The organism is Streptomyces sp. DSM 116793, from assembly GCF_057320905.1.
On sequence record NZ_CM170494.1, the window covers coordinates 1,739,368 to 1,760,128 of the forward strand.

The window sequence follows — 20,761 nt, forward strand, 5'->3', positions numbered from 1 at the left end:
GGACGTGCCATGTTCGGCAACTATCTGATCGGCCTGCGGGAGGGCCTGGAGGCCAGTCTCGTCGTCTGCATCCTCATCGCGTACCTGGTGAAGACCGGCCGGCGGGACGCCCTGCGGCCGGTGTGGACGGGCATCGCGGTGGCGGTCGTGCTGGCGCTGGGCTTCGGCTGCGCGCTGACGTTCGGCTCCCAGGAGCTGACGTTCGAGGCGCAGGAGGGACTGGGCGGCTCGCTGTCGATCGTCGCGGTCGGCCTGGTGACGTGGATGGTCTTCTGGATGCGCCGCACGGCCCGGCACCTCCGTGCCGAGCTGCACGGCAAGCTGGACACCGCGCTGCGGATGGGCACCGGCGCGCTCGTCGTCACCGCCTTCCTCGCGGTGGGCCGGGAGGGCCTGGAGACCGCCCTGTTCGTCTGGGCGTCGGTGCGCGCCTCCAGCGACGGCACGCACGGCCCGCTGATCGGGGTGGTGCTGGGCCTGCTGACCGCGGTGCTGCTCGGCTGGCTCTTCTACCGGGGCGCGATCCGCATCAACCTGGCCAGGTTCTTCACCTGGACCGGCGGCATGCTGGTGATCGTGGCGGCCGGTGTGCTCGCCTACGGCTTCCACGACCTGCAGGAGGCCGACCTCCTCGGCGGCCTGAACAGCCTGGCCTTCGACATCAGCGGAACCATACCGCCGGACAGCTGGTACGGCACGCTGCTGAAGGGCGTGTTCAACTTCCAGCCGGACCCGACGGTGCTTCAGGCCTGCGTGTGGCTGGTGTATCTCATCCCCACACTCGCACTGTTCCTCAGCCCGGTAGGGTTCGGGCCCGGGAAGGGCAAGGTGAAGGGTTCCGATGCACACTCTGCGGGCGCCGGGCAGGCGCGGGATCGCTCTGGTGAGGCGGCCGGTGGTGGCGGCGGCGCTGGTGACGGCGCTGTGGACGACGGCCGGGTGCGTGACGGTGCACGGCGAACGGGCGGTCATCCCGTCCGCGACCAGGGCTGACGCGGGCGGCGCCGTGCGGGCGTTCGTCACCGCCTACAACAAGGCCAACAAGGCCTACGACCCGGCCCTGGACGCCGGCCGCGTCACCGGTCCGCTGAGCGCCATCAACCAGTCGGGCCTGAAGGCCAAGCACGTCAACAACCCCCAGGGGAACCCCGAGTACACCCCCCTGGAGCTGACGGACGCCCACTACACCATCCCCAAGATGGCGGGCTGGCCGAAGTTCTTCCTGGTGGCCGCGGACACCAACGACGACCGGGACGGCGATCCCAAGCTGGACACCAGCATGCTGCTGGTCTTCACCCGGGGCGGCCCGCACGAGGTGTGGCAGGCGTCGTACCTGGCGCTGCTGCCGCCTCGCGACATCCCGGAGTTCGCCCTCGGCGAGGACGGCCTTGCCGAGGCCGTGCCGGACGACGACCCGGACCTCGCGATCGCACCCGCACGGCTCAGCAAGGCCTACACGAGCTACCTCCAGCAGGGCGGCGACGGCTTCGCGCCCGGCGCGCAGACCTCCGGGTGGCGTACCGAGCGTGACAAGACCGCCACCCGCCCCGGTCTGTCCACCCAGTACATCGACCAGCCGGTGACGGACGGCGACTACGCCCCGGTGGGCCTGCGCACCAAGGACGGCGGCGCGCTGGTCTTCTTCACCAGCCGCCACTACCAGAAGGAGACGGCGGCCAAGGGCGTCAACCTGAACGTCAGCCCCGATGTGAAGGCCCTCACCACCGGTGACGTCAAGCAGTCCATCACACTGGAGCGGATCTCCAACCAGGCGGTGCTGGACCCGGAGAAGGGCGCGGGGACCGCGCAGGTGCGGTTCCTCAGCCGGATTCAGGGGCTGACCGGCGCGAAGGGCGAGTGACGGCTCGGGCGCCCTCCGGGGCGCCGCCCCGCCGGGCCGTTCCGCGCCGCCCCGCCGGGCCGTTCCGCGCCGCCCCGCCGGGCCGTTCCGGGCGGCCCCGCGGCCGGCGCGTCTCGTCCGGCGGCCCGTTCCGCTCGGCAGCCCGTCACGCTCGGCGGCCCGTTCGTGCTCAGCCCCGCAGCGGCCAGCCCACGGACATCGGGTCGCCCGAGAAGCGCCCCGCCGCGTCGGTGAGCACCTCCAGCAGCGACAGCGGGTCGGGCAGCGGATGCTCCGGGCCGCGCACCCACACGACGGAGTACCCGTCGGGCAGCCGGGCCGGGGGCACCAGGACGTACGAGCCACGGCAGTGCCAGCGCAGGCCCGGGTGCTCGTCCATGGTCTCGGGGTGGCAGTCCAGCTCGCAGGGCCACCACTCGTCCTCGTCCTCGGGCGTGCCGCGGGTCAGGGTGAAGAACAGCATCCGCCCGTCACCGGACTCGGCGACCGGGCCGACCTCGACGCCGGAGGCGAGCAGCCGGCCCAGCGCCTCCCGGCCGGCCTCCACCGGGACGTCCAGCACGTCGTGCACCATGCCCGTGGCGGTGATGAAGTTGGCCTCGGGCTGGCTCTGGATCCACCGCTCGACCTGGGCCCGGTCCGTCGTGGACTGGGTCTGCCAGGCGAACGAGACGGGGTGCCGGGCGGGCGTGGGACAGCCGACGCGGTCGCAGGAACACCGGTAGCCGCAAGGATGGGCGGCGGGCGCGAGCGGCAGGCCCGCCCCGGCGGCGGCGAGCAGCAGAGCCGCGCGTCCACCGTCGTCCTCGGTCTCCTTGGGACGGCGCCGCAGCCACTGGGAGATCCTGCCCCGCCCACCGGGCCCCCGGCCGAACTCAGCGCCCATCTATCCCCTCGCTCACCCTCGTGCCGGCCGTCGCCCGCTGCCCGGGTGTGCACGTGAATGCCGGCAGGTTCCGCTTCATCGTCCCATCATCCTGCGCCCCGCGGGGACCAAGCCCGCATCCGGGGTGCGCACCGCCCCGGACGTGCGGACTCAGCGTGGGGCCAGGCCGTACAGTGCGTAGTCGACCAGGGTGTCCGCGTAGTCGTGGGTGAGCGGCCCGGTGCGCTGCAGCCAGCGCTGGGCGAGCGGGGCGACGAACAGCTCCAGGGCGATCCGCGGGTCCAGGCCGGGGCGCACCTCGCCGGCCTCCTGCGCGGCCCGCAGCCGCCGCACATAGCGCTGTAGCTGGGGTTCGAGCAGGTGGGCGACGAAGGTCCGGCCGAGTTGCTCGTTGACGACGCCCTCCGCGGCGAGGGCGCGGGCCGGCTGCTCGAACCGGGGGTCGAGCAGCTCGTCGATCGTGGCACGCAGCACGGTCTTGAGGTCGGCCGCGAGGTCGCCGGTGTCCGGCAGCGCGTCGGGCCGCTCCCCCGTCCCCTCGGTGGCTCCCGCCTCCGGGGTGCCGAGCTCCAGGAACGCCTCGAACAGCACCTCGGCCTTGGACGACCACCACCGGTAGATGGTCTGCTTGCCCACCCCGGCGCGGGCGGCGATGCCCTCGATCGTCGTCCTGGTGTAACCGAGCTCGGCGACGAGCGAGAGCGCGGCGGCGTGGATGGCACGCCGGGAGCGCTCACTGCGGCGGGTGGCGTCGGGCCCGCCGCGGCGGGTGCTGTCCGGCTCGCGAGGACGGGTGGTGTCCGGCGCGACGCGGCGCGTGGCGTCCGGCACGACGCGGCCCGTGGCGTCCGGCTTGCGGAGGCGCGTGGTGCCGGCGTGGGGGGCGGGGTCCTGGGCGGGGGCGGGGTCCTGGGCGGGGGCGGAGCCGCGGGTGGCGGGCTGTTTGCGGGCGGGGGCCATACGGCGAATCTAACAGCGGGCGAGCCGAGACGGTCCGTCTCCGTTCCGGGCCGGCGGGCACCGCCATGAAAGGAGCCTTTCCCCCTCCCCCCATCCCTCCCTCCCCCTCCCAGACCCTCTGATCAGGGACAGAGCGGCGATCGCGGATATCTCCGTCACTCGTTCGGTTCTCTCCCCTGCGCACCGGGCCGGCGCGCCCCACCATGGTCCTCACCTGCCCCTGCGGTACGTGAGGAGCTCTCGTTGAGCCGACCGCCCCGACACGCCAGACCCCGGCGCTATCTGATGTGCCCACCGGCGCACTTCAGGGTCACGTACTCGATCAACCCGTGGATGGACCCCACGAAGCCGGTCGACGCCCCGCTGGCGCTCGCCCAGTGGGGGGACCTGCGCGACCGCTATCTCGCGCTCGGCCACACCGTGGAGGTCATCGACCCCGTGCCGGGCCTGCCCGACATGGTCTTCGCGGCGAACGGCGCGATGGTCGTCGACGGCCGGGTGCTCGGGGCCCGGTTCGCCTTCCCGCAGCGCGGCCCGGAGGCGGCGGCGCACCTGGCGTGGTTCAGGGCGCGGGGGTACGCGGAGATCCGGGAGCCGGAGCACGTCAACGAGGGCGAGGGGGACTTCGCCGTGACCGCCTCCTACCTCCTCGCGGGGCGCGGCTTCCGGGCCAGCCCGCTGTCGCACGGCGAGGCCCAGGAGTTCTTCGGACGCCCCGTGATCGGGCTCGACCTCGTCGATCCCCGCTACTACCACCTGGACACGGCGCTCGCCGTGCTCGACGACACGACCGACGAGATCATGTACTACCCCGGGGCCTTCTCGCCGGGCAGCCGGGAGGTGCTGCGCCGGCTGTTCCCCGACGCGCTCATCGCGACGGAGGCGGACGCGGCGGCGCTCGGCCTCAACGCCGTCTCGGACGGCCTGCACGTCCTGCTCCCGGCCGCGGCGGTGGGGCTCGCGGACGCGCTCCGGGAACGGGGGTACCGGCCTGTCGGCGTGGACCTGAGCGAGTTGCTGAAGGGCGGCGGCAGCGTGAAGTGCTGCACACTCGAACTGCGCTCGGCCCCCTTCCTGTGAGCGGCACCGCGGCCCGCCCGCAGGGGCGCGGGGGACCGCGCGAGCAGCCACCCGCCCGCCGGTGGTCCGGTCGCGACGGAGACGGCCCCCTCGGGCCGTCCCCCACTGCCTCAAGGGCATGGAAGGTACCGAGATCTGACGCGTCGTCAGGAGAGGTCGCGCACTTCCCCGCGCCCCTGGGGCAGGCCGGGGCTCAGCCCCGGCCCAGGTTCCACAGGCGTACCGTGCCGTCCTCGCGGTCGCTGCCCGCGACGAGCCGGCCGTCCGGGCTGAAGGCCACGTCCTCGATCACGTCATCCGCCCCGTGTCCGCGGTTCGCCAGCATGGCGCGTGGTTCGCGGGTGGCCACGTCCCACAGCAACACGCCACGGCCGGCAGTGGTGGCGAGCGTCCTGCCGTCCGGGCTGAACGCCAGGTCCTCGAAGGAGATGTACCTGTCGCTGAGGGAGGCCTTCTGGCGGCCGCTGCTCACGTCCCACAGCCGTACCTTGTCGTCGGAGCCGACGGTGGCGAATGTCCTGCCATCGGGACTGAACGCCACACTCGTGACAGCTTGGGGGTGGTGGAGGGTGGCGCGCGGACCGTCTTGGCCGTAGGGCTCCGGATCACGGTGTGCCACGTCCCACAGCAGCGCCGAGTCACTTCTGCCGGAGGTGCTGCGGGAGTCGTCGCCCGCGGAGGCCAGCGTCCGGCCGTCCGGGCTGAAGGCCACCTTCGTGACTTTCATCCTGTGGTCGTAGTAGGCGAGTGGCTCGTCCGTACGGCTGTCGACATCCCGCAGGTACACCGAGCCGGTCTCGCTGCCGATGGCGAGCAGTTTGCCGTCCGGGCTGAACGCCACGCTCTCCCCGCCGTTGTAGAGGAAGCGCATCTGCCGGCGCCGGGCCACGTCCCACAGCCCCACCTCGCCGGTATCGAGGCCGGTGGCGAGGAGCTTGCCGTCCGGGCTGAAGGCCACGCTGCGGACCCCGAAGACATCGCCGACCCTGTTGCGTTGGATGAGGGTGGCGCGTGGCTTCCGGGCGGCGACGTCCCACAGCCGCACCTTGCCGTCGGGACCGCCGGTGGCGAGCGTCCTGCCGTCCGGGCTGAACGCCAGGGCTTCGGCCCCCGGCTGCCGGCCGGCCGGGGTGAGAGACGCCGCGGGCTGGAACGAGGGATAGGGGAGGTCGTCGTGGACGGGGCTGGACGGCGGAAGGAACACGGCGATCAGGACGATGGCGAGCACGACGACCCCCATCCCGACTCCGCCGACCAGGACGGGTAGTCCCGGGGTGGGCACGGTACGGGGGTCCTGGCTCGCGGGGTACGGCACCGTGTCCGAGCCTGGTGACATCACCACAGGAGCGCCGGGGGCGACGACCTGTGTGGGGGCGTGCGGGTGCGTGTCCGGAGCCGGCGCCGGCGGTGTGCGGGGTGCCGCGGGTGGGACCGGGGCACCGGGCGAGCCCGGTGTGACACGCTCGGCCCCTGGCGGGGACGCAGCGGTGACCGTGACCGTGTCGGCGTCGGCGGTTCCCGTCCCGTGGACCCGCCGGCACTGCTCGATGACGTCGGCGGCGGTCGGTCGCCGCTCCGGGTCCTTCTCCAGGCAGCGGGCGGCGACGGCCCGGACGGACTCGGGGCAGCCGTCGAGGTCGGGAGCCTGCTCCAGGATGCGGTAGGTCACGCTGTGGTCGCTGCCGCCGCCGAAGGCGAGCCGCCCGGTGGCGGCGAAGTGGGCGACGACTCCGAGGGCGAACACGTCACCGGCTTCGGTGACCTCCTGCCCCCTGATGTATTCGGGCGCCATGTAGGCGGGCGTTCCGGTGCGCATCCCGGTGGCGGTCACCGCGGTGACGTCCGCGGCCCGGGCGATACCGAAATCGATGACCTTGGGCCCGTCGGCGGTGAGGATGATGTTGGAGGGCTTCAGGTCGCGGTGGATCACACCCGCGGCATGGATGGATCCCAGGGCTTCGGCCACCCTGGCGACGAACCCCAGGGCAGCCTCGGCCGGCAGCGGCCCGCTTTCCGCGACCGCGTGCTGCAGGGACGGCCCGGGAACGTAAGCCGTGACCAGCCAGGGCTCATCGGCCCCCAGATCCGCGTCGACCACCGGCACGGTGTAGAGCCCCTGGACCCGCCGGGCCGCGGCCACCTCCTGTGCGAAGCGCTGACGGAACGACGCGTCGCCCGCGTACGCGCGGTGGACGACCTTGACCGCCACCGCGCTGCCGGCCGGTGTGCGCCCCAGGTAGACGCGGCCCATCCCGCCCTCGCCCAGGACCGCCTCCAGCCGGTACGGACCGGCCTCGGCGGGATCGCCAGGCCCGAGGGGGCGATGCGGCGGCGGAGTTGTCGGCCACCCGGGCGGTCGCCCCGCGGCAGCGGGCGGACCCGCTGGTCCACCGTGGTCCGGTCGGGACATGCTCCCCGTCACCCCTCGCTGGTCTGCCGACCACGTCGCCTGACCCGGTGCCTGGCACACCGGTGGTCCGCCGTCAGGACCCTATCCCCGCCCCGGGCCACCCCGTCCAGGCCTCTCGCCGTTCGAGCGACCGACAGCGTAGACGAACCCACCACCCCCGCACACCCATCCTGTGGGCGGTCACCGGATCGCCTGCGGCTCCGCCGAATGAGCGGGCGCTTCGGCCCCTAGGAAGCCGGTGTGTCCTGCGAGGGCCAGGGGTCGCCCCAGGCCGTGTCGCGGGCGGCGCGGTACGCGGTGCCGTGGCGCTTGGTGACCGTTGCCCTGGTGAGCGTGCCCTCCGCGGTGCACAGATCCAGCAGCACATGCCCCTTGCGGAGCTGCGGCCTGCGCAGCACCCGGGCCGCCGCGGTCGCCGGCGCGAGCGGCGACCGCACCGCGGCGACGAAGCTGAACTTCTCGTCCTCGTACGGCAGCGAGCCGCCCTTGACCTGCCGGTGCAGGGCGGACCTGCTGACCCGCACCGAGAAGTGGCACCAGTCGTCGCCCGGCGCGATGGGGCAGGCCGCGCCGTGCGGGCAGGGCGCGGCGACCCGCAGCCCGGCGCGGACCAGCTGCTCCCGTGCGGCCAGCACCCGTGCGTAGCCGTCCGGGGTACCGGGCTCCACGACCACCACGGCCTGCCCGGTGGCCGCCGCGGCGGCCACGGCCGCGGTGCGGTCCTGTTCGGTCAGCTCGCCCAGTACGTAGGAGAGGGTGACCAGGCCCGCGGCGGGCAGCGGTGCCGTGGCGCCGATGCGGGCCCGGTGCCACTCGGCGGAGGCGAGGTCCGGGTGCCCCGTGGCCAGCTCACGGCCCAGGGCGAGGGCGGGCTCGGCCCAGTCGAGGACGGTCACGGGCCGGGCGCCGCGCCAGGTGTCGCCGGCCGCCCAGACGGCGGCACCGGTGCCGCCGCCCAGGTCCAGGTGGCTGTCCGGGGCCCAGTCGGCGGGCAGGGCGGCGGCGAGCGCGCCGAGCGCGGCGCGGGCCGCCGCGAAGGTGGCGGGCATCCGGTAGGCGGCGTAGGCGACGACGTCCGCGCGGTCCCTGAGCACCGGGGCGCCCGTCGGGGTGTCCCCGCGGTACTGGGCGATCAGCCGTCCCACGGCCCCCGCGGCGGTACGTGGCGCAAGGCCGTCGAGCGCACCGTCCAGCGCGGCCCGCAGCCCCTCGGCCACCGGATTCGCGTTCATCCGCGGAATTCTACGGCCACCCGGGCCACCCACGGCCAAGGGCAGCCGCGCAGGGGCGCGGGGAACCGCGCGGCCGGCCACGACGAAGCCGTCAGATACGGGGGTGCCTCCCGCGCCCTTCGGGCAGTGGGGACGGCCCGAGGAGGACGGCCCGAGGAGGACGGACCAAGGGGGCAGTCTCCGTCGCATCCGGGCCACCGGCCGGCGGGTGGTCGGTCGCACCGTTCCCCGCGCCCCCGTTCAGGGTCCTGGCACGCCGTTCGTGAGTCCCCGCCCCGAAAAGGGGCGCGGACCCGCAGGGGGTCCGCCGCCGTCACTCCGGAGTGACCGCCCGTGCGAGCCAGCTCGCGGCCGCTGCCCGCGGGCTGCTGTCGGGCGGCCGGCGGCACGGATGGACGGTGTTGGCGAGCAGGACGACGAACGTGTCGGTGGCCCGGTCGAGGACCAGCGACGTACCGGTGAACCCGGTGTGCCCCGCGGCGCCCCGTCCCGCCAGCTCCCCCATGAACGAGGGCTGGTCGACGGCGAAGCCGAGCCCGGGCGGCGTCAGCATCAGCTCGACGAAGTCGGGCCCGAGGATCCGCGCCGTCCCATAGGCGCCCCCGCCCAGCAGCGCACGGCAGAACACCGCGAGGTCGCCCGCCGTCGAGAACAGCCCGGCGTGCCCGGCCACCCCGCCCAGCGCCCACGCGTTCTCGTCGTGCACCTCGCCCCGCAGCATGCCCCGGTCCGCCTTGGCCCACGGCCGCCGCTGGTCCTCGGTGGCCGCCGCGCCGGGGCAGGGCCCGAAGCCGGTGGCCGTCATGCCGAGCGGGCGGGTGATGCCCTCCCGGATCAGCACGTCCAGCGGGCGCCGGGTGATCCGCTCCAGCAGGTGCTGCACCAGCAGCATGTTGAGGTCGGAGTAGAGGTACCTGCCGGGCTCGGCCACCGGGCCCTGGGCCCGCAGCGCCGCGAGCCGGGCCGTGTCGTCCGGCAGGTCGTACAGCGGCAGCTCGGGCGGCAGCCCCGAGGTGTGCCGCAGCAGGTGCCGCACGGTGATGCCGTGCTCGGCGGCGCCCCGGAACTCCGGCAGCAGGTCCCCGACGCGGGCGTCGAGGCCGAGCGTGCCGCGCTCCAGCTGCTGCACGGCGGCGACCGTGGTGAACAGCTTGGTGAGCGACGCCAGGTCGAACGGCGTGTCGGTGCGCATCGGCCGCCACTGTTCCGGGGGCAGCTCGACGCCCGCGTCGGCAACCGGGTCGTACGCCCGGTGGCGCACCGCCCAGCCCGACGCGTCCTGCACCGCGATCACCGGCCCGCGCCCCGCCAGCAGCACCGCGCCCGCACACCAGTGCCGTTGTGAGGTGTGCAGGCGCCGCACCTCGTGCACCATGCGGCGCAGCGCACCGGGGTCGAGCCCCGCACGCTCGGGCGAGCCGGGGCGCAGCCGGGGCGTGCTCAGTGCTCCACCTCCCCCGGCGCGGCGGCCGACGGGACCTCGCCGGTGACCGCCCGCGGGGTCTCCCGTGCGATCCGCTCGGGCCCGGCCGGCGCGCCCGGCAGCCGAGACGACAGGGAGCGCCGCACCGGCCGCGCGGCCCGGCGCACCGGTTCGGCGGCCGCGGACGTGCGCTGCCGCCAGGGCCGGCACAGGCCGAGGAAGCAGCCCACGGCCACCAGCGCGGCGGCCACCTGGACGACGGCCATCGGCACGGCGGTTCGCTCGCCGGCGACCCCGACCAGCGGCGAGGCCACCGCGCCGATGAGGAACTGCGAGGTGCCCAGCAGCGCGGACGCGGAGCCCGCGGCGTGCGGGGTGCGCATCAGCGCGAGGGCGTTGGTGTTCGGCATGGCCAGGCCCATCGCGGACATCAGCACGAAGAGCGCGGCCGCGACCGGTACGAGGCCGACGGGCCCGAAGACGCCCGTCGTCATCAGCAGCAGCGCGGCCGCGGCGAGGGTGATCAGGGCGAGCCCCACGGCCAGCGCCTTGTCCAGGCTGACCCGGCCGACGAGCACCTTGCCGTTGAGCTGGCCCACGGCGACGAGGCCGATGGAGTTGAGGCAGAAGACCAGCGAGTACGTCTGGGGTGAGGCCCCGTAGATCTCCTGGATCACATAGGGCGAGGCGCTGATGTAGGCGAACAGCGCGGCGAAGGCGAACCCGCCGGCGATCATGTAGCCGCTGAAGATCCGGTCGGCGAGGAGCCCGCGCATGGTGGTGAGCGCGCCGCCGACGCCGCCGCCCTGGCGCCTGGCCGGGTCCAGGGTGTCCGGGAGCTTGATCCACACGACGGCGGTGAGCAGGATGCCGACCACGGTGAGGATGTAGAAGACGCCCCGCCAGTCGGTGAGCCGCAGCACCTGGCCGCCGATGATGGGGGCGACGATGGGCGCGACCCCGGAGATCAGCATCAGGGTGGAGAAGAACCGCGCCATGGCCACCCCGTCGTAGAGGTCGCGGACGACGGCACGCGCGATGACGATGCCGGCGGCGCCCGCCAGGCCCTGGGCGAGCCGGAACGCGACGAGCAGCTCGACGTCGGGCGCCAGCGCGCAGGCGACGGTGGCGACCACGTAGACGAGCAGGCCCGCCAGGAGCGGGCGCCTGCGGCCCCACTTGTCGCTCATCGGCCCCACCACGAGCTGGCCCAGGGCCATTCCGGCGAGGCAGGTGGTGAGCGTGAGCTGCACGGTGGCGGCGGGCGCGTGCAGCGAGTCGGTGACCTCCGGCAGCGACGGGAGGTACATGTCCATGGACAGCGCCGGCACGGCGGTCAGGCCGCCGAGGATCAGGGTGACCAGCAGGCCGGCGCGGCGCAGCGCCGCCGGCGCGGGGGCGCCCGGGGCGCCCGGTCGGAGTGCGGGCGCCGGGCGCGGGGGCGCGTCCGGCGCGGTGGGTATGTGGCCTTCCGGCCCCTGCTCGTCCCGCGTGGTGCGGCCACGCTCGGACATGTGTCCTCCCCTTCGGTCGAATAGGACCCCATGGTCTCAGTTCGAGCATGCGGGCGTGGCGCGCGTTCTTCGCGGTGGCGGCCGTCGTCCGTGGTCCCGGCGAGGGGCGGGGCCACCCGGGTGGGCGGGGGCGACGTAGGCTCCAGGGCGGCCGGACCGGACGGTTCCGGTGACTGCGAGAGGGAGGGGCACTGTCGTGGATCAGGTGCGGTGGGGTGTGCTGGCGACCGGCGGCATCGCGGCGTCGTTCGCGCGGGATCTGGTGGAGATGCCGGACGCCGAGCTGGTGGCGGTGGGTTCGCGCAGCGAGCCGGCGGCCCGCGCCTTCGCCGAACGGTTCGGGATACCGCGGGCGTACGGCGACTGGGCCTCGCTCGCCAAGGACGCCGAGGTGGACGTGGTGTACGTCGCCACGCCGCACTCGGCGCACCGGGCGGCGGCGGGGCTCTGCCTGGAGGCGGGGCGCGCGGTGCTGTGCGAGAAGCCGTTCACGCTGAACGTGCGCGAGGCGGCCGAGCTGGTGGCGCTGGCCCGCGAGCGGGGCACGTTCCTGATGGAGGCGATGTGGACGTACGTCAACCCGCTGGTGCGCCGGGTCAAGGCGCTCGTCGACGACGGCGCGATCGGCGAGGTCCGTGCGGTGCACGCCGACTTCGGCATCACCGGCGACTTCCCGCCGGAGCACCGGATGCGCAATCCGGAGCTGGGCGGCGGGGCGCTGCTCGACCTGGGGGTCTACCCGGTGTCGTTCGCGCAGCTGCTGCTGGGTGAGCCGGCGGAGCTGGTGGCGAGTGCGGTGCTCTCCCAGGAGGGCGTCGACCTCCAAACCGGCGCGGTGCTCTCGTGGGAGAGCGGTGCTCAGGCCGTGCTGCACTGCGCGCTGGACGCGAGCACTCCGGTGCACGCCATGGTGGCCGGCACCCGGGGGCGGATAGAGATCCCGCACGGCTTCTTCCACCCCGACCGCTTCGTGGTCTACCGCGACGGCCACGAGCCCGTGGAGCACACCCTCGCCCCGGAGGACGGCCACCGCTCCACCTACCGGCACGAGGCGGCCGAGGTGATGCGCTGCCTGCGCGCCGGGGAGACCGAGTCCCCGCTCGTCCCGCTGGACGGCACCCTCGCGGTGATGCGCACGCTCGACGCGATACGGCAGCGCACCGGCGTCCGCTACCCGGGCGAGGCTGCCTGACGGACCCCGACGGCCGGGCGGCACCGGTCGGGCGGCACCGGTGGGCCGGCCCGACGGCCCGGCCCCGCGGCCCGTACCGGGCCGTCACGTACGCTCCCCGCCATGGACGAGAGGCGAACGAGGACCGCCGTGATCACCGGCGCCGGCTCCGGCATCGGCCGTGCGGCCGCCCTGGAACTGCTGGCCGCCGGCTGGTCGGTGGCGCTGGCCGGGCGCCGCCGGGAGGCCCTGGCGAAGACGGCGTCATTGGCGGGGGCGGGCACGGCCGGTGCGCCGGAGGTGCTGTGCGTCCGCACGGACGTGACCCGGCCCGACGAGGTGGCGGCGCTGTTCGCCGCGGTGCGCGACCGGTTCGGCCGGCTGGACCTGCTCTTCAACAACGCGGGCACCTTCGGCCCCGGCGGTGTCCCCACGGAGGAGCTGTCGTACGACGCCTGGCGGCAGGTCGTCGACACCAACCTGAACGGCGCGTTCCTGTGCGCCCGGGAGGCGTTCCGGCAGATGAAGGAGCAGCGCCCGCAGGGCGGCCGGATCATCAACAACGGCTCCGTCTCGGCGCACGTGCCCCGCCCGCGGTCGCTCGCCTACACGGCCACCAAGCACGCGCTGACCGGCCTGACGAAGTCGCTCTCGCTCGACGGCCGCCCGTACCGGATCGCCTGCGGCCAGATCGACGTCGGCAACGCCGCCACCGAGATGACCGAGCGGATGCGGCAGGGGGTGCTCCAGGCGAACGGGGAGGTGGCCGCGGAGCCGGTGATGGACGTGCGCGAGGTCGCCCGCACCGTCCGGCACATGGCGGAGCTGCCGCTGGAGGCCAATGTGCAGTTCGCGACCCTGCTGGCCACGGCGATGCCGTTCGTGGGCCGGGGCTGAGGCACGGCCTTCCGGGTACCAGGGCCGCACGGGAATCTCCCGCCACCCGTACGGCGGCCCGGGCACGGTGCCCGTGCCGGGCGCGTGCGACGGTGGAGGGGCATGCCCCAGATGCATCCGGCGCATGGCGGTGCGGCCGTACCGCCAGGAGGAGGTCACCAGCGATGTGTGTCGACCGACGGGACGTGGGACTGCTGATGCTGCGGCTCGGGACCGGCGGTACGCTCATGGCCCACGGCGCGCAGAAGCTCTTCGGCTGGTTCGGAGGCGGGGGCGTCGCGGACACGGCGGCGTTCATGGAATCGGTCCAGTACAAGCCGGGCAAACTGAGCGCGCTGATGTCGGGGGTCGCGGAGGCCGGTGGCGGTGCGCTGCTGGCGATGGGGCTCGCCACGCCGGCGGCGGGCGCGGCGGCGGCGGGCGGCATGGCGGGTGCCGCGGCGGTGCACGCGCCCAACGGCTTCTTCGCCCAGTCCGGCGGTCTCGAGCACCCCGCTCTGGTGGGGCTGGTCGCCACCAGCCTGGCCGTGATGGGGCCGGGGCGGCTCTCGCTGGACCACGTCATCGGCCACACCCTCAACCGCGACTGGATGGTCCCGGCCGCCCTGGGTGTCGCCTCCGCCGCGGCGGCGGTGGTGGTCGGCGCCCGTCAGCGCCGCTTGTCGGCCGCGAAGGCGGAGGAAGCCGAAGGCGACACGGACACGCCATAGCCGACCGAGCCCCGGCGGGTCCCCGGCGGCCAACCGAGCCCGGAAGGGGCGCGGGGGCTGCGCGAGCGACCGCCCACCGTCGGTGGTCCGGACACGACGGTAACCGCGCCCTCGGGACGGTGACGACCTCGCTGCATCGTCGTGGCCTGTCGCGCCCACGCGGCGGAGCCGCACAATGTCACAGCCCCGCGCCCCTGGGGAAGCCGGGGCACGCCCCGGCAAGGGCGGGAAGTCAGAGCCGCCCCGGCTCGACCAACTCCCCGGCGAGCATGTCCATGAGCAAGCCGTCCCGCACGAGCCCGTCCTCCCTGCGCTCGTACTCCCGCATCACGCCCACAGGGCGGAATCCCAGCTTGCGGTAGAGGTTGATGGCGGGCTCGTTGTCGACGGCGGGGTCGATCGTCAGCCGGTGGTGGCCGTCCACCTCGAAGAGGTAGTGCGCGAGGACGTAGATCGCGGCGCCGCCGATGCCCTTGCGGTGCCAGTCGGGGTGGACGGCGATGTCCATGCCCGCGTGCCGGAAGTCCCGGGTGGGCTCCTCCCAGGCCTGGACGATCCCCACGACCAGCGGATCCAGGCCGTCCGCGCCGTCCGCGCCGCCCTCGGGCTGCCGCTCGATGGCGTAGCTGCGGACGTCACCGGGCGGCGCACACGCCTCGTCGGCCTCCTCCTCGGGATCGCCCCACCACCGGGCCACCTCCGGGCAGCCCAGGATCTCCAGGAAGCGTTCCCGGTCCCCCGCCCCGGCCGGCCGCAACCGTACGCCGAGACCCTCGATCACCTGCATCGCCGCCGCCCTCCGCCGATCCGATGCGACGATCCTAAAGTGGCGTCAGGAGCCGTTCTCGGCGGGGTTGGCGGCAGGGCAGGCGCCCGGAGAAGAGCGCCGCCCGGGCCACGGGCGGCGCGTCACGCCGACGAGCCTGCCGTCTCGAACCCGTTCCGGGCCCGCAGTTCGCTGTCGATCCAGCACCTGACCGACCTGTTCGTGCTCACCGACGACCTCGGCCTCTTCCCGGACCCCGCGCCCGCCGCACACCGCATGCGGGCGCTGCTGGCCACGGCAGGCGTCGAGTGAACGCCCCGGCGAACACGTCGGCGGACGGCATGGCGAGAGCGGCCGCGGCGCTCGACGACGACCTGGTTGTACTGAGCACGTCCCGGACTTGGGTCAGGGGCGCGGACGAGGCCGCTACTGCCGCGGCAGGCAACGTTCGCCCCGTCGCGACGCCCGGCACGCCCTCTCGCCGCACCGGACGCCGCTCCTTGACGGGCAAACGTCGCCTGCCGCGGCACTAGCCTCGGCATCGCACGCCGGGTGAGCGCCGCGCTGACCCGGGCGGCCGGACGGATCGTCGCCGCGCACCAGCCCGCGTTCGTACTGGCGAAGGGCGGCATCACCTCGTCCGACGTGGCCACCGGGGCCCTGGGCATCGACAGGGCCTGGGTCCGGGGGTCGCTGCTGCCTGGGATCGTGTCGCTGTGGGAGCCGGTGTCCGGACCCGCGGCAGGACTGCCATACGTGGTCTTCGCAGGAAACGTCGGCGACGAGAACGCGCTGGCGGACGTGGTGGCACGACTGGAGGCGGCATGAGCACACGCATCGTCATCACCGGAGGCGCGGGCTTCCTCGGCGCCCTGCTGGCCCGCCGGCTGCTGGCGTCCCCGGTCGCCCTCGGCGGCGGGGCACGGGCACGGGTCGGCGAGCTGGTCCTTGTCGACCTCGCCGCGCCGCCGCCCGACCTCGCCGCGCACCACCGGGTCAGGGCCGTCGTCGGCGGCCTGGAGACCGCGGCCCGCGAACTGGGCGAGGCCGACGCGGTGTTCCACCTCGCCGGCGTGGTCAGCGGCGCCGCCGAGGCGGACTTCGACCTCGGCATGCGCACCAACCTGGACGGCACGCGGACCCTCCTGGAATGGGCGCGGCGCCACCGGGTGCCGCCGGTGCTGGTCTTCTCCAGCTCGCTCGCCGTGTTCGGCAGCGACCCGGCGATCGGCCCGGTCGGCGTCGTGGACGACGACACCCTGCCGCGGCCGCAGTCCAGTTACGGCGTCCAGAAGTTCATCGGCGAGCAGTTGGTCGCCGACTACACCCGCAAGGGCTTCGTCCGCGGCCGGTCCGTGCGGCTGATGACGGTGTCGGTGCGCCCGGGCCGGCCCAACGCCGCGGCGTCGAGCTTCCTGTCCGGTATCGTCCGCGAGCCGCTCGCGGGCGAGCGCGCGGCCTGCCCCGTACCGCCGGACACGCCCGTCGCGCTCTCCTCGCCCCGCCGGACCCTGGACGGCCTGGTGCGGGCCGCGGAGGCCGACGACGCGTCCTGGGGCAGCCGCACCGCGATGAACCTGCCCGCCCTGACCACCACGCCCCGCGAGATGGCGGCGGCCCTCGACCGGGTCGCGGGCGCCGGCACCAGCGCGCTGATCGACTTCAGGGACGATCCCGCCGTCGGCGCCATCGTGCGCAGCTGGCCCGCCGAGTTCCGCACCCCCCGCGCACACCGTCTCGGCCTCGCGGCCGAGGAGTCCTTCGACGACGTCGTGCGCGCCTACCTCACCGACCACCCGGGAGCCCGATCATGACCATGCCGACCATCCCGCCTCCGCCGAGGCCGAGCTCGGACGCGTCGAGGGCGACGAGGACACCGCCACGTGCCCGCCGAACGGGCCTGGGATCACGTGGCCGGCCTGACCGGCGGTCAGGACATCTCCGAGCGGGTCCTCCAACAGGTGGGACCGGCGCCCCAGTTCGGCCTGGCCAAGTCCCACCCCGGCTTCGGCCCCCTCCGAGCTGATCGCCAAGCTGTCCTCCGTCGTCACCCTGCTGCCCGGCGACCTGGTCTTCACCGGCACCCCCGCCGGTGTCGGTCTCGGGCGCACCCCGCAGCGCTACCTGCGCAGCGGCGACACGTTGGAGTCGTACGTCGAGGGCATCGTAGGCGCACCCGTCTCCTACCTGCACCACACCTCCTGGCAGGTCGACGACGTCGACGACGTCGGCCGCGGGGCCTGCGCGATGCTCGAAGACCACCCGGAACGGCACGTGCGGGGACTCGGCCGCCACCACGTCGGTTCCAACGTCTTCTGGTACCTCAAGGACCCGGCCGGCAACTTCTCCGAGTACTACTCCGACCTCGATGAGATCCCGGAGGACGAGGTGTGGAACCCGGAGGTCCACGAGGGCGCGCGCGGCGTCTTCAACTGGGGCCCGCCGCTGCCCCCGTCGTTCATCGAACCCGAGGACCTCGGGGCCCTGATGACCGGCGCCCACCAGCCCCGCTGAACCATTGACGCCCCGAAAGGCAGCCATGACCACCACCGGCGAACTCACCGTGCTCGCGATATCCGGCAGCCTGCGAGCCGGATCCCTCAACACCGCGCTGCTGCGCGCCGCCGCGAGGCACGCGCCCGCCGGCGTGCGGGGCGAACTCTTCGAGGGCCTGGAGGAGATACCGCCCTACAACGGCGACCGGGACGAGGCGTCCCTGCTGCCCGAGCCGGTGGCCCGCCTGCGCACCGCCGTCACCGCGGCCGACGGTCTGCTGCTGGCCACGCCCGAGTACAACTACGCGCCCTCCGGAGTGCCGAAGAACGCCATCGACTGGGCCTCGCGCCCCAACCCGGGCTCCTGCCTGGTGGACAAGCACATCGCGATCACCGGCGCCTCGCCGGGAAACTTCGGCACCGCCCGGGCGCAGATGGTCCTGCGGCAGATCCTGCTGGCGACCCGCAGCCACGTCGTGGGCCGCCCGGAGACCCTTGTCTTCGCCGCCCACCAGCGCTGCGACGCGGCCGGCGACGTCTCCGACGAGGTCACCATCGGCCTGCTGCGCGACCTTCGCACGTCCCTGCGCGACCAGATCCTCGCCGCCCGCAGCAGGGCCTGACGTCCGGCGCTCATCGCGGCCCCTGTCACCCTCCCGCCGTGCCCCGGCCGGGTGCAGGTGACGGCCGCCGCCCCCTCCCCGCGTCCTGACGCGGGTCCCGGCACGGGCCACGGCCCGGGGCCCGTGCCGGGGCCGAACGCCCCGGCCCCGGCCGGTCCTGCCCCGGGCTACCAGCCGTGCACGGAGAACGGCTCGCCCTTGAGGTAGTGGGCGATGCCGTGGGCGTTGTACGGCATCGTGTGGGCGGGCAGCTGGTCCGCGCGGTGCCAGGAGAGGCCGGCGCACTTGTGGGGCTCGGCGTTGACGGGCTCGCCGTTCCACTGGGACGTCGCGAAGAACCAGCCGACGCGGACGTCGTCGGGGGCGTTGCGGTGCTGCATCACATGGACGAGGCGGAGTGCCGGCTCGTCGATGCGGACGCCGATCTCCTCGCGGGCCTCGCGGACCGCGGCCTCGATGACGCTCTCCCCCGGCTCGACCTTGCCGCTGGGGAGGTTGAGCATCCCGTCCCCGAACCCGGTGCCCGAGCGTTCGGCGAGCAGGATGCTGCCGTCGCTGCGCTCCAGAATGATCATGACATCGATGACGGTGTGCGGCGCCACTGGATCCCTCCGGCGATTGCGGTGCGGTACGACCCTAGCGGCAGCCGTCGCGCCGTCCGCGCGCCCCTGCGAGGCCTGCCCCGTGACCTGGGACACACCGGCGTCAGGCAGACGTCAAGAGTCGGAGCGCGCCCGTATAGGACGCATCAAGGGCTCTTAACTCCCGAGAGGCGAAGAGGTTTGCTCTTCTCGGCCAGACGGCCGATTTTCCACCCAACTCGTCCGTTCATCCGCCTACCCTCTCACCTCTCCCAGGAGCTCCCGATGGCCGATGTGGCCTTCGTGGTCACCACGATCGCGGTCTTCGCCGTGGTGGCCCTCGTCGCCAAGGCGGTGACAAAGCTGTGACCGCCGAGAACATCGTCGGCCTGGTCGTCGCCGTCGCGCTGGTCGGCTACCTCGTCGTGGCGCTGGTGCGCCCGGAGAGGTTCTGAGGCCGGCCATGGGTCCTGTGCTTGCCGGGGTCCTCCAGCTTCTCGCGCTGGTGGTCGCGCTGGGTCTGGCCTACCGGCCGCTGGGCGACTACATGGCCCGCGTCTACTCCTCACCGCGGCACCTGCGGGTGGAGCGGTGGATCTACAAGGCGATCGGGGTGAACGCGGACACGCAGCTGCGCTGGCCCGCCTATCTCCGTGGAGTGCTGGCGTTCTCGCTGGTCGGCGTGGTCGTCCTCTATCTGCTGCAACGGCTGCAGGGAGTGCTGCCGGGCTCGCTGGGGTTCGCCTCGATCGACCCCGACCAGGCGTTCAACACGGCGGCGTCGTTCGTGGCGAACACGAACTGGCAGTCGTACTACGGCGAGCAGGCCATGGGCCATGTGGTGCAGACCGGCGGGCTCGCGGTGCAGAACTTCGTCTCGGCCGCGGTGGGCATGGCGGTGGCGATCGCGCTGGTGCGCGGGTTCGCCCGGTCCCGCTCCGGCGAGCTGGGCAACTTCTGGGCCGACCTGGTGCGCGGCTGCGTCCGGATTCTGCTGCCGATCTCGGTGGTGGCCGCTCTGGTACTGGTGGCCTGCGGGGCGATCCAGAACTTCGCCGGCATCCACGAGGTGGGCCAGTTCTCCGGCGGCGCCCAGCAGTGGAACGGCGGCGCGGTCGCCTCGCAGGAGGCCATCAAGGAGCTGGGCACCAACGGCGGCGGCTACTTCAACGCCAACTCCGCGCACCCCTTCGAGAACCCCACGCCGTTCACGAACCTCTTCGAGATCTTCCTGATCCTGGTGATCCCGTTCGCCCTGACCCGGACGTTCGGGCGGATGGTGGGCTCGCTGCGGCAGGGCTACGCGATCCTCGGCACGATGGCCGCCATCTGGCTGGGATTCGTCGCGCTGATGTGGTGGACCGAGTTCGCGCACCACGGCCCCGCCTTCCAGATCGCCGGGGGCGCGATGGAGGGCAAGGAGACCCGCTTCGGAGTGGGCGCCTCGTCGATCTTCGCGGTGTCGACGACGCTGACGTCCACGGGCGCCGTGGACTCGTTCCACTCCTCGTTCACCGGTCTCGGCGGCGGCATCACCCTGCTGGGCATGCAACTCGGCGAGATCGCTCCCGGCGGCGTGGGCTCGGGCCTCTACGGCATGCTGATCATGGCGGTGATCGCGGTGTTCATCGCCGGACTGATGGTGGGCCGCACGCCGGAGTACCTCGGCAAGAAGATCGGCACCCGCGAGATCAAGCTCGCGGCCTGCTACATCCTGATCACGCCCGCGCTGGTGCTGTGCTTCACCGCCGCCGCGATGGCCCTGCCCACCCCGCCGCACTCGATGCTCAACACCGGCGCGCACGGGTTCTCCGAGATCCTGTACGCCTACACCTCCGCCGCGAACAACAACGGCTCGGCGTTCGCGGGCCTGAACGCCGACACGCAGTGGTTCAACACCACGATCGGCCTCGCCATGCTGCTGGGCCGGTTCCTGCCGATGGTGTTCGTCCTGGCGCTGGCGGGCTCGCTCGGCGAGCAGCGGCCGGTACCGGTCACCGCCGGCACGCTGCGCACCGAGAAGCCGCTGTTCACGGGGCTGCTGGTCGGCACCCTGCTGATCGTGACCGGCCTGACCTACTTCCCCGCCCTGGCCCTGGGCCCCCTCGCCGAAGGACTCGCGTGATGACCGCCAGGACCTTCAGGCAACCGC

Annotated in this window: 20 protein-coding genes and 2 pseudogenes; 14 read left to right on the forward strand and 8 right to left on the reverse strand. The window is 73.7% G+C overall.

What is annotated here, in order from left to right; genetic code table 11:
• Positions 1–9: 9 nt before the first annotated feature.
• Both efeU and ACSMXW_RS07265 read left to right on the forward strand, forming a co-directional pair.
• Entirely contained in the window at positions 10–993 is a 984-nt protein-coding gene (efeU, locus tag ACSMXW_RS07260) for an iron uptake transporter permease EfeU (RefSeq protein ID WP_485804649.1), read from the forward strand.
• On the forward strand, positions 875–1,861 hold the full coding sequence (locus ACSMXW_RS07265; RefSeq protein ID WP_485807869.1) for an SCO2278 family lipoprotein: 987 nt from the start codon (positions 875–877) through the stop codon (positions 1,859–1,861). Before efeU ends, ACSMXW_RS07265 begins: the two co-directional genes overlap by 119 nt.
• A 169-nt stretch (positions 1,862–2,030) precedes the next feature.
• Here the strand turns inward: ACSMXW_RS07265 and ACSMXW_RS07270 are convergent, their stop codons facing one another.
• Both ACSMXW_RS07270 and ACSMXW_RS07275 read right to left on the reverse strand, forming a co-directional pair.
• Entirely contained in the window at positions 2,031–2,747 is a 717-nt protein-coding gene (locus ACSMXW_RS07270; RefSeq protein ID WP_485804650.1) for a bifunctional DNA primase/polymerase, read from the reverse strand.
• 150 nt (positions 2,748–2,897) lie between these two features.
• Entirely contained in the window at positions 2,898–3,464 is a 567-nt protein-coding gene (locus ACSMXW_RS07275; protein ID WP_485807870.1) for a TetR/AcrR family transcriptional regulator, read from the reverse strand.
• A gap of 486 nt (positions 3,465–3,950) precedes the next feature.
• On the opposite strand from ACSMXW_RS07275, the gene ddaH reads away from it, so the two are divergent.
• The gene (ddaH, locus tag ACSMXW_RS07280; protein ID WP_485804651.1) at positions 3,951–4,787 is read left to right on the forward strand and encodes a dimethylargininase; all 837 of its coding nucleotides are present in this window, start codon (positions 3,951–3,953) and stop codon (positions 4,785–4,787) included.
• Positions 4,788–4,980: 193 nt separating this feature from the next.
• On the opposite strand, the gene ACSMXW_RS07285 is transcribed toward ddaH, so the two are convergent.
• From ACSMXW_RS07285 to ACSMXW_RS07300, 4 genes are all read right to left on the reverse strand, one after another.
• A complete protein-coding gene (locus ACSMXW_RS07285; RefSeq protein ID WP_485804652.1) occupies positions 4,981–7,197 on the reverse strand; it encodes a WD40 repeat domain-containing serine/threonine protein kinase in 2,217 nt (738 codons plus the stop codon).
• Between the two features lie 227 nt (positions 7,198–7,424).
• The gene (locus ACSMXW_RS07290) at positions 7,425–8,429 is read right to left on the reverse strand and encodes a small ribosomal subunit Rsm22 family protein (protein ID WP_485804653.1); all 1,005 of its coding nucleotides are present in this window, start codon (positions 8,427–8,429) and stop codon (positions 7,425–7,427) included.
• Positions 8,430–8,742: 313 nt separating this feature from the next.
• Complete coding sequence (locus ACSMXW_RS07295; protein WP_485804654.1) at positions 8,743–9,804, reverse strand: serine hydrolase domain-containing protein; 1,062 nt, start codon at positions 9,802–9,804, stop codon at positions 8,743–8,745.
• A 65-nt stretch (positions 9,805–9,869) separates the two neighbouring features.
• Positions 9,870–11,366, reverse strand: coding sequence for a multidrug effflux MFS transporter (locus ACSMXW_RS07300; protein ID WP_485804655.1), 1,497 nt, complete (start codon positions 11,364–11,366; stop codon positions 9,870–9,872).
• Between the two features lie 196 nt (positions 11,367–11,562).
• On the opposite strand from ACSMXW_RS07300, the gene ACSMXW_RS07305 reads away from it, so the two are divergent.
• The 3 genes from ACSMXW_RS07305 to ACSMXW_RS07315 all read left to right on the forward strand — a co-directional run bounded on the left by ACSMXW_RS07305 (position 11,563) and on the right by ACSMXW_RS07315 (position 14,144).
• Complete coding sequence (locus ACSMXW_RS07305) at positions 11,563–12,558, forward strand: Gfo/Idh/MocA family protein (protein ID WP_485804656.1); 996 nt, start codon at positions 11,563–11,565, stop codon at positions 12,556–12,558.
• A 102-nt stretch (positions 12,559–12,660) separates the two neighbouring features.
• Positions 12,661–13,434: an SDR family oxidoreductase gene (locus tag ACSMXW_RS07310; protein WP_485804657.1), complete on the forward strand. Its 774-nt coding sequence runs from the start codon at positions 12,661–12,663 to the stop codon at positions 13,432–13,434.
• Positions 13,435–13,598: 164 nt separating this feature from the next.
• Positions 13,599–14,144: a DoxX family protein gene (locus tag ACSMXW_RS07315; RefSeq protein ID WP_485804658.1), complete on the forward strand. Its 546-nt coding sequence runs from the start codon at positions 13,599–13,601 to the stop codon at positions 14,142–14,144.
• Between the two features lie 232 nt (positions 14,145–14,376).
• On the opposite strand, the gene ACSMXW_RS07320 is transcribed toward ACSMXW_RS07315, so the two are convergent.
• Complete coding sequence (locus ACSMXW_RS07320; RefSeq protein ID WP_485804659.1) at positions 14,377–14,931, reverse strand: GNAT family N-acetyltransferase; 555 nt, start codon at positions 14,929–14,931, stop codon at positions 14,377–14,379.
• Between the two features lie 39 nt (positions 14,932–14,970).
• On the opposite strand from ACSMXW_RS07320, the gene ACSMXW_RS07325 reads away from it, so the two are divergent.
• The 6 genes and pseudogenes from ACSMXW_RS07325 (at position 14,971) to ACSMXW_RS07350 (ending at position 18,028) form a co-directional block, all read left to right on the forward strand.
• A complete protein-coding gene (locus ACSMXW_RS07325; RefSeq protein ID WP_485804660.1) occupies positions 14,971–15,222 on the forward strand; it encodes a DUF993 family protein in 252 nt (83 codons plus the stop codon).
• Between the two features lie 240 nt (positions 15,223–15,462).
• Positions 15,463–15,738, forward strand: a complete 276-nt coding sequence (locus tag ACSMXW_RS07330) for a nucleotide-binding domain containing protein (protein WP_485804661.1) — start codon at positions 15,463–15,465, stop codon at positions 15,736–15,738.
• Complete coding sequence (gene denD / locus ACSMXW_RS07335) at positions 15,735–16,724, forward strand: D-erythronate dehydrogenase (protein ID WP_485804662.1); 990 nt, start codon at positions 15,735–15,737, stop codon at positions 16,722–16,724. Before ACSMXW_RS07330 ends, denD begins: the two co-directional genes overlap by 4 nt.
• A gap of 48 nt (positions 16,725–16,772) precedes the next feature.
• Positions 16,773–17,076: pseudogene (locus ACSMXW_RS07340) on the forward strand (fumarylacetoacetate hydrolase family protein); the annotation flags it as partial.
• Positions 17,077–17,424: pseudogene (locus ACSMXW_RS07345) on the forward strand (VOC family protein); the annotation flags it as partial.
• 25 nt (positions 17,425–17,449) lie between these two features.
• Positions 17,450–18,028, forward strand: a complete 579-nt coding sequence (locus ACSMXW_RS07350) for an NADPH-dependent FMN reductase (RefSeq protein WP_485804663.1) — start codon at positions 17,450–17,452, stop codon at positions 18,026–18,028.
• Positions 18,029–18,195: 167 nt separating this feature from the next.
• On the opposite strand, the gene ACSMXW_RS07355 is transcribed toward ACSMXW_RS07350, so the two are convergent.
• Entirely contained in the window at positions 18,196–18,603 is a 408-nt protein-coding gene (locus tag ACSMXW_RS07355) for an NUDIX hydrolase (RefSeq protein WP_485804664.1), read from the reverse strand.
• Positions 18,604–18,974: 371 nt separating this feature from the next.
• Between ACSMXW_RS07355 and kdpF the strand changes: the two genes are divergently transcribed.
• Entirely contained in the window at positions 18,975–19,064 is a 90-nt protein-coding gene (gene kdpF / locus ACSMXW_RS07360) for a K(+)-transporting ATPase subunit F (protein ID WP_485804665.1), read from the forward strand.
• Between the two features lie 8 nt (positions 19,065–19,072).
• The gene (gene kdpA / locus ACSMXW_RS07365) at positions 19,073–20,734 is read left to right on the forward strand and encodes a potassium-transporting ATPase subunit KdpA (protein WP_485804666.1); all 1,662 of its coding nucleotides are present in this window, start codon (positions 19,073–19,075) and stop codon (positions 20,732–20,734) included.
• Positions 20,735–20,761: the final 27 nt, after the last annotated feature.

Excerpts from the sequence above, each read along its gene's own strand:
- ACSMXW_RS07315 (WP_485804658.1), top strand. The coding sequence starts at position 13,599 with ATGTGTGTCGACCGACGGGACGTGGGACTGCTGATGCTGCGGCTCGGG.
- efeU (WP_485804649.1), top strand. The coding sequence starts at position 10 with ATGTTCGGCAACTATCTGATCGGCCTGCGGGAGGGCCTGGAGGCCAGT.
- kdpA (WP_485804666.1), top strand. The coding sequence starts at position 19,073 with ATGGGTCCTGTGCTTGCCGGGGTCCTCCAGCTTCTCGCGCTGGTGGTC.
- ACSMXW_RS07355 (WP_485804664.1), bottom strand. The coding sequence starts at position 18,603 with ATGATCATTCTGGAGCGCAGCGACGGCAGCATCCTGCTCGCCGAACGC.
- denD (WP_485804662.1), top strand. The coding sequence starts at position 15,735 with ATGAGCACACGCATCGTCATCACCGGAGGCGCGGGCTTCCTCGGCGCC.
- ACSMXW_RS07285 (WP_485804652.1), bottom strand. The coding sequence starts at position 7,197 with ATGTCCCGACCGGACCACGGTGGACCAGCGGGTCCGCCCGCTGCCGCG.
- ACSMXW_RS07310 (WP_485804657.1), top strand. The coding sequence starts at position 12,661 with ATGGACGAGAGGCGAACGAGGACCGCCGTGATCACCGGCGCCGGCTCC.
- ACSMXW_RS07270 (WP_485804650.1), bottom strand. The coding sequence starts at position 2,747 with ATGGGCGCTGAGTTCGGCCGGGGGCCCGGTGGGCGGGGCAGGATCTCC.
- ACSMXW_RS07350 (WP_485804663.1), top strand. The coding sequence starts at position 17,450 with ATGACCACCACCGGCGAACTCACCGTGCTCGCGATATCCGGCAGCCTG.
- ACSMXW_RS07295 (WP_485804654.1), bottom strand. The coding sequence starts at position 9,804 with ATGGTGCACGAGGTGCGGCGCCTGCACACCTCACAACGGCACTGGTGT.
- ACSMXW_RS07320 (WP_485804659.1), bottom strand. The coding sequence starts at position 14,931 with ATGCAGGTGATCGAGGGTCTCGGCGTACGGTTGCGGCCGGCCGGGGCG.
- ACSMXW_RS07290 (WP_485804653.1), bottom strand. The coding sequence starts at position 8,429 with ATGAACGCGAATCCGGTGGCCGAGGGGCTGCGGGCCGCGCTGGACGGT.
- ACSMXW_RS07300 (WP_485804655.1), bottom strand. The coding sequence starts at position 11,366 with ATGTCCGAGCGTGGCCGCACCACGCGGGACGAGCAGGGGCCGGAAGGC.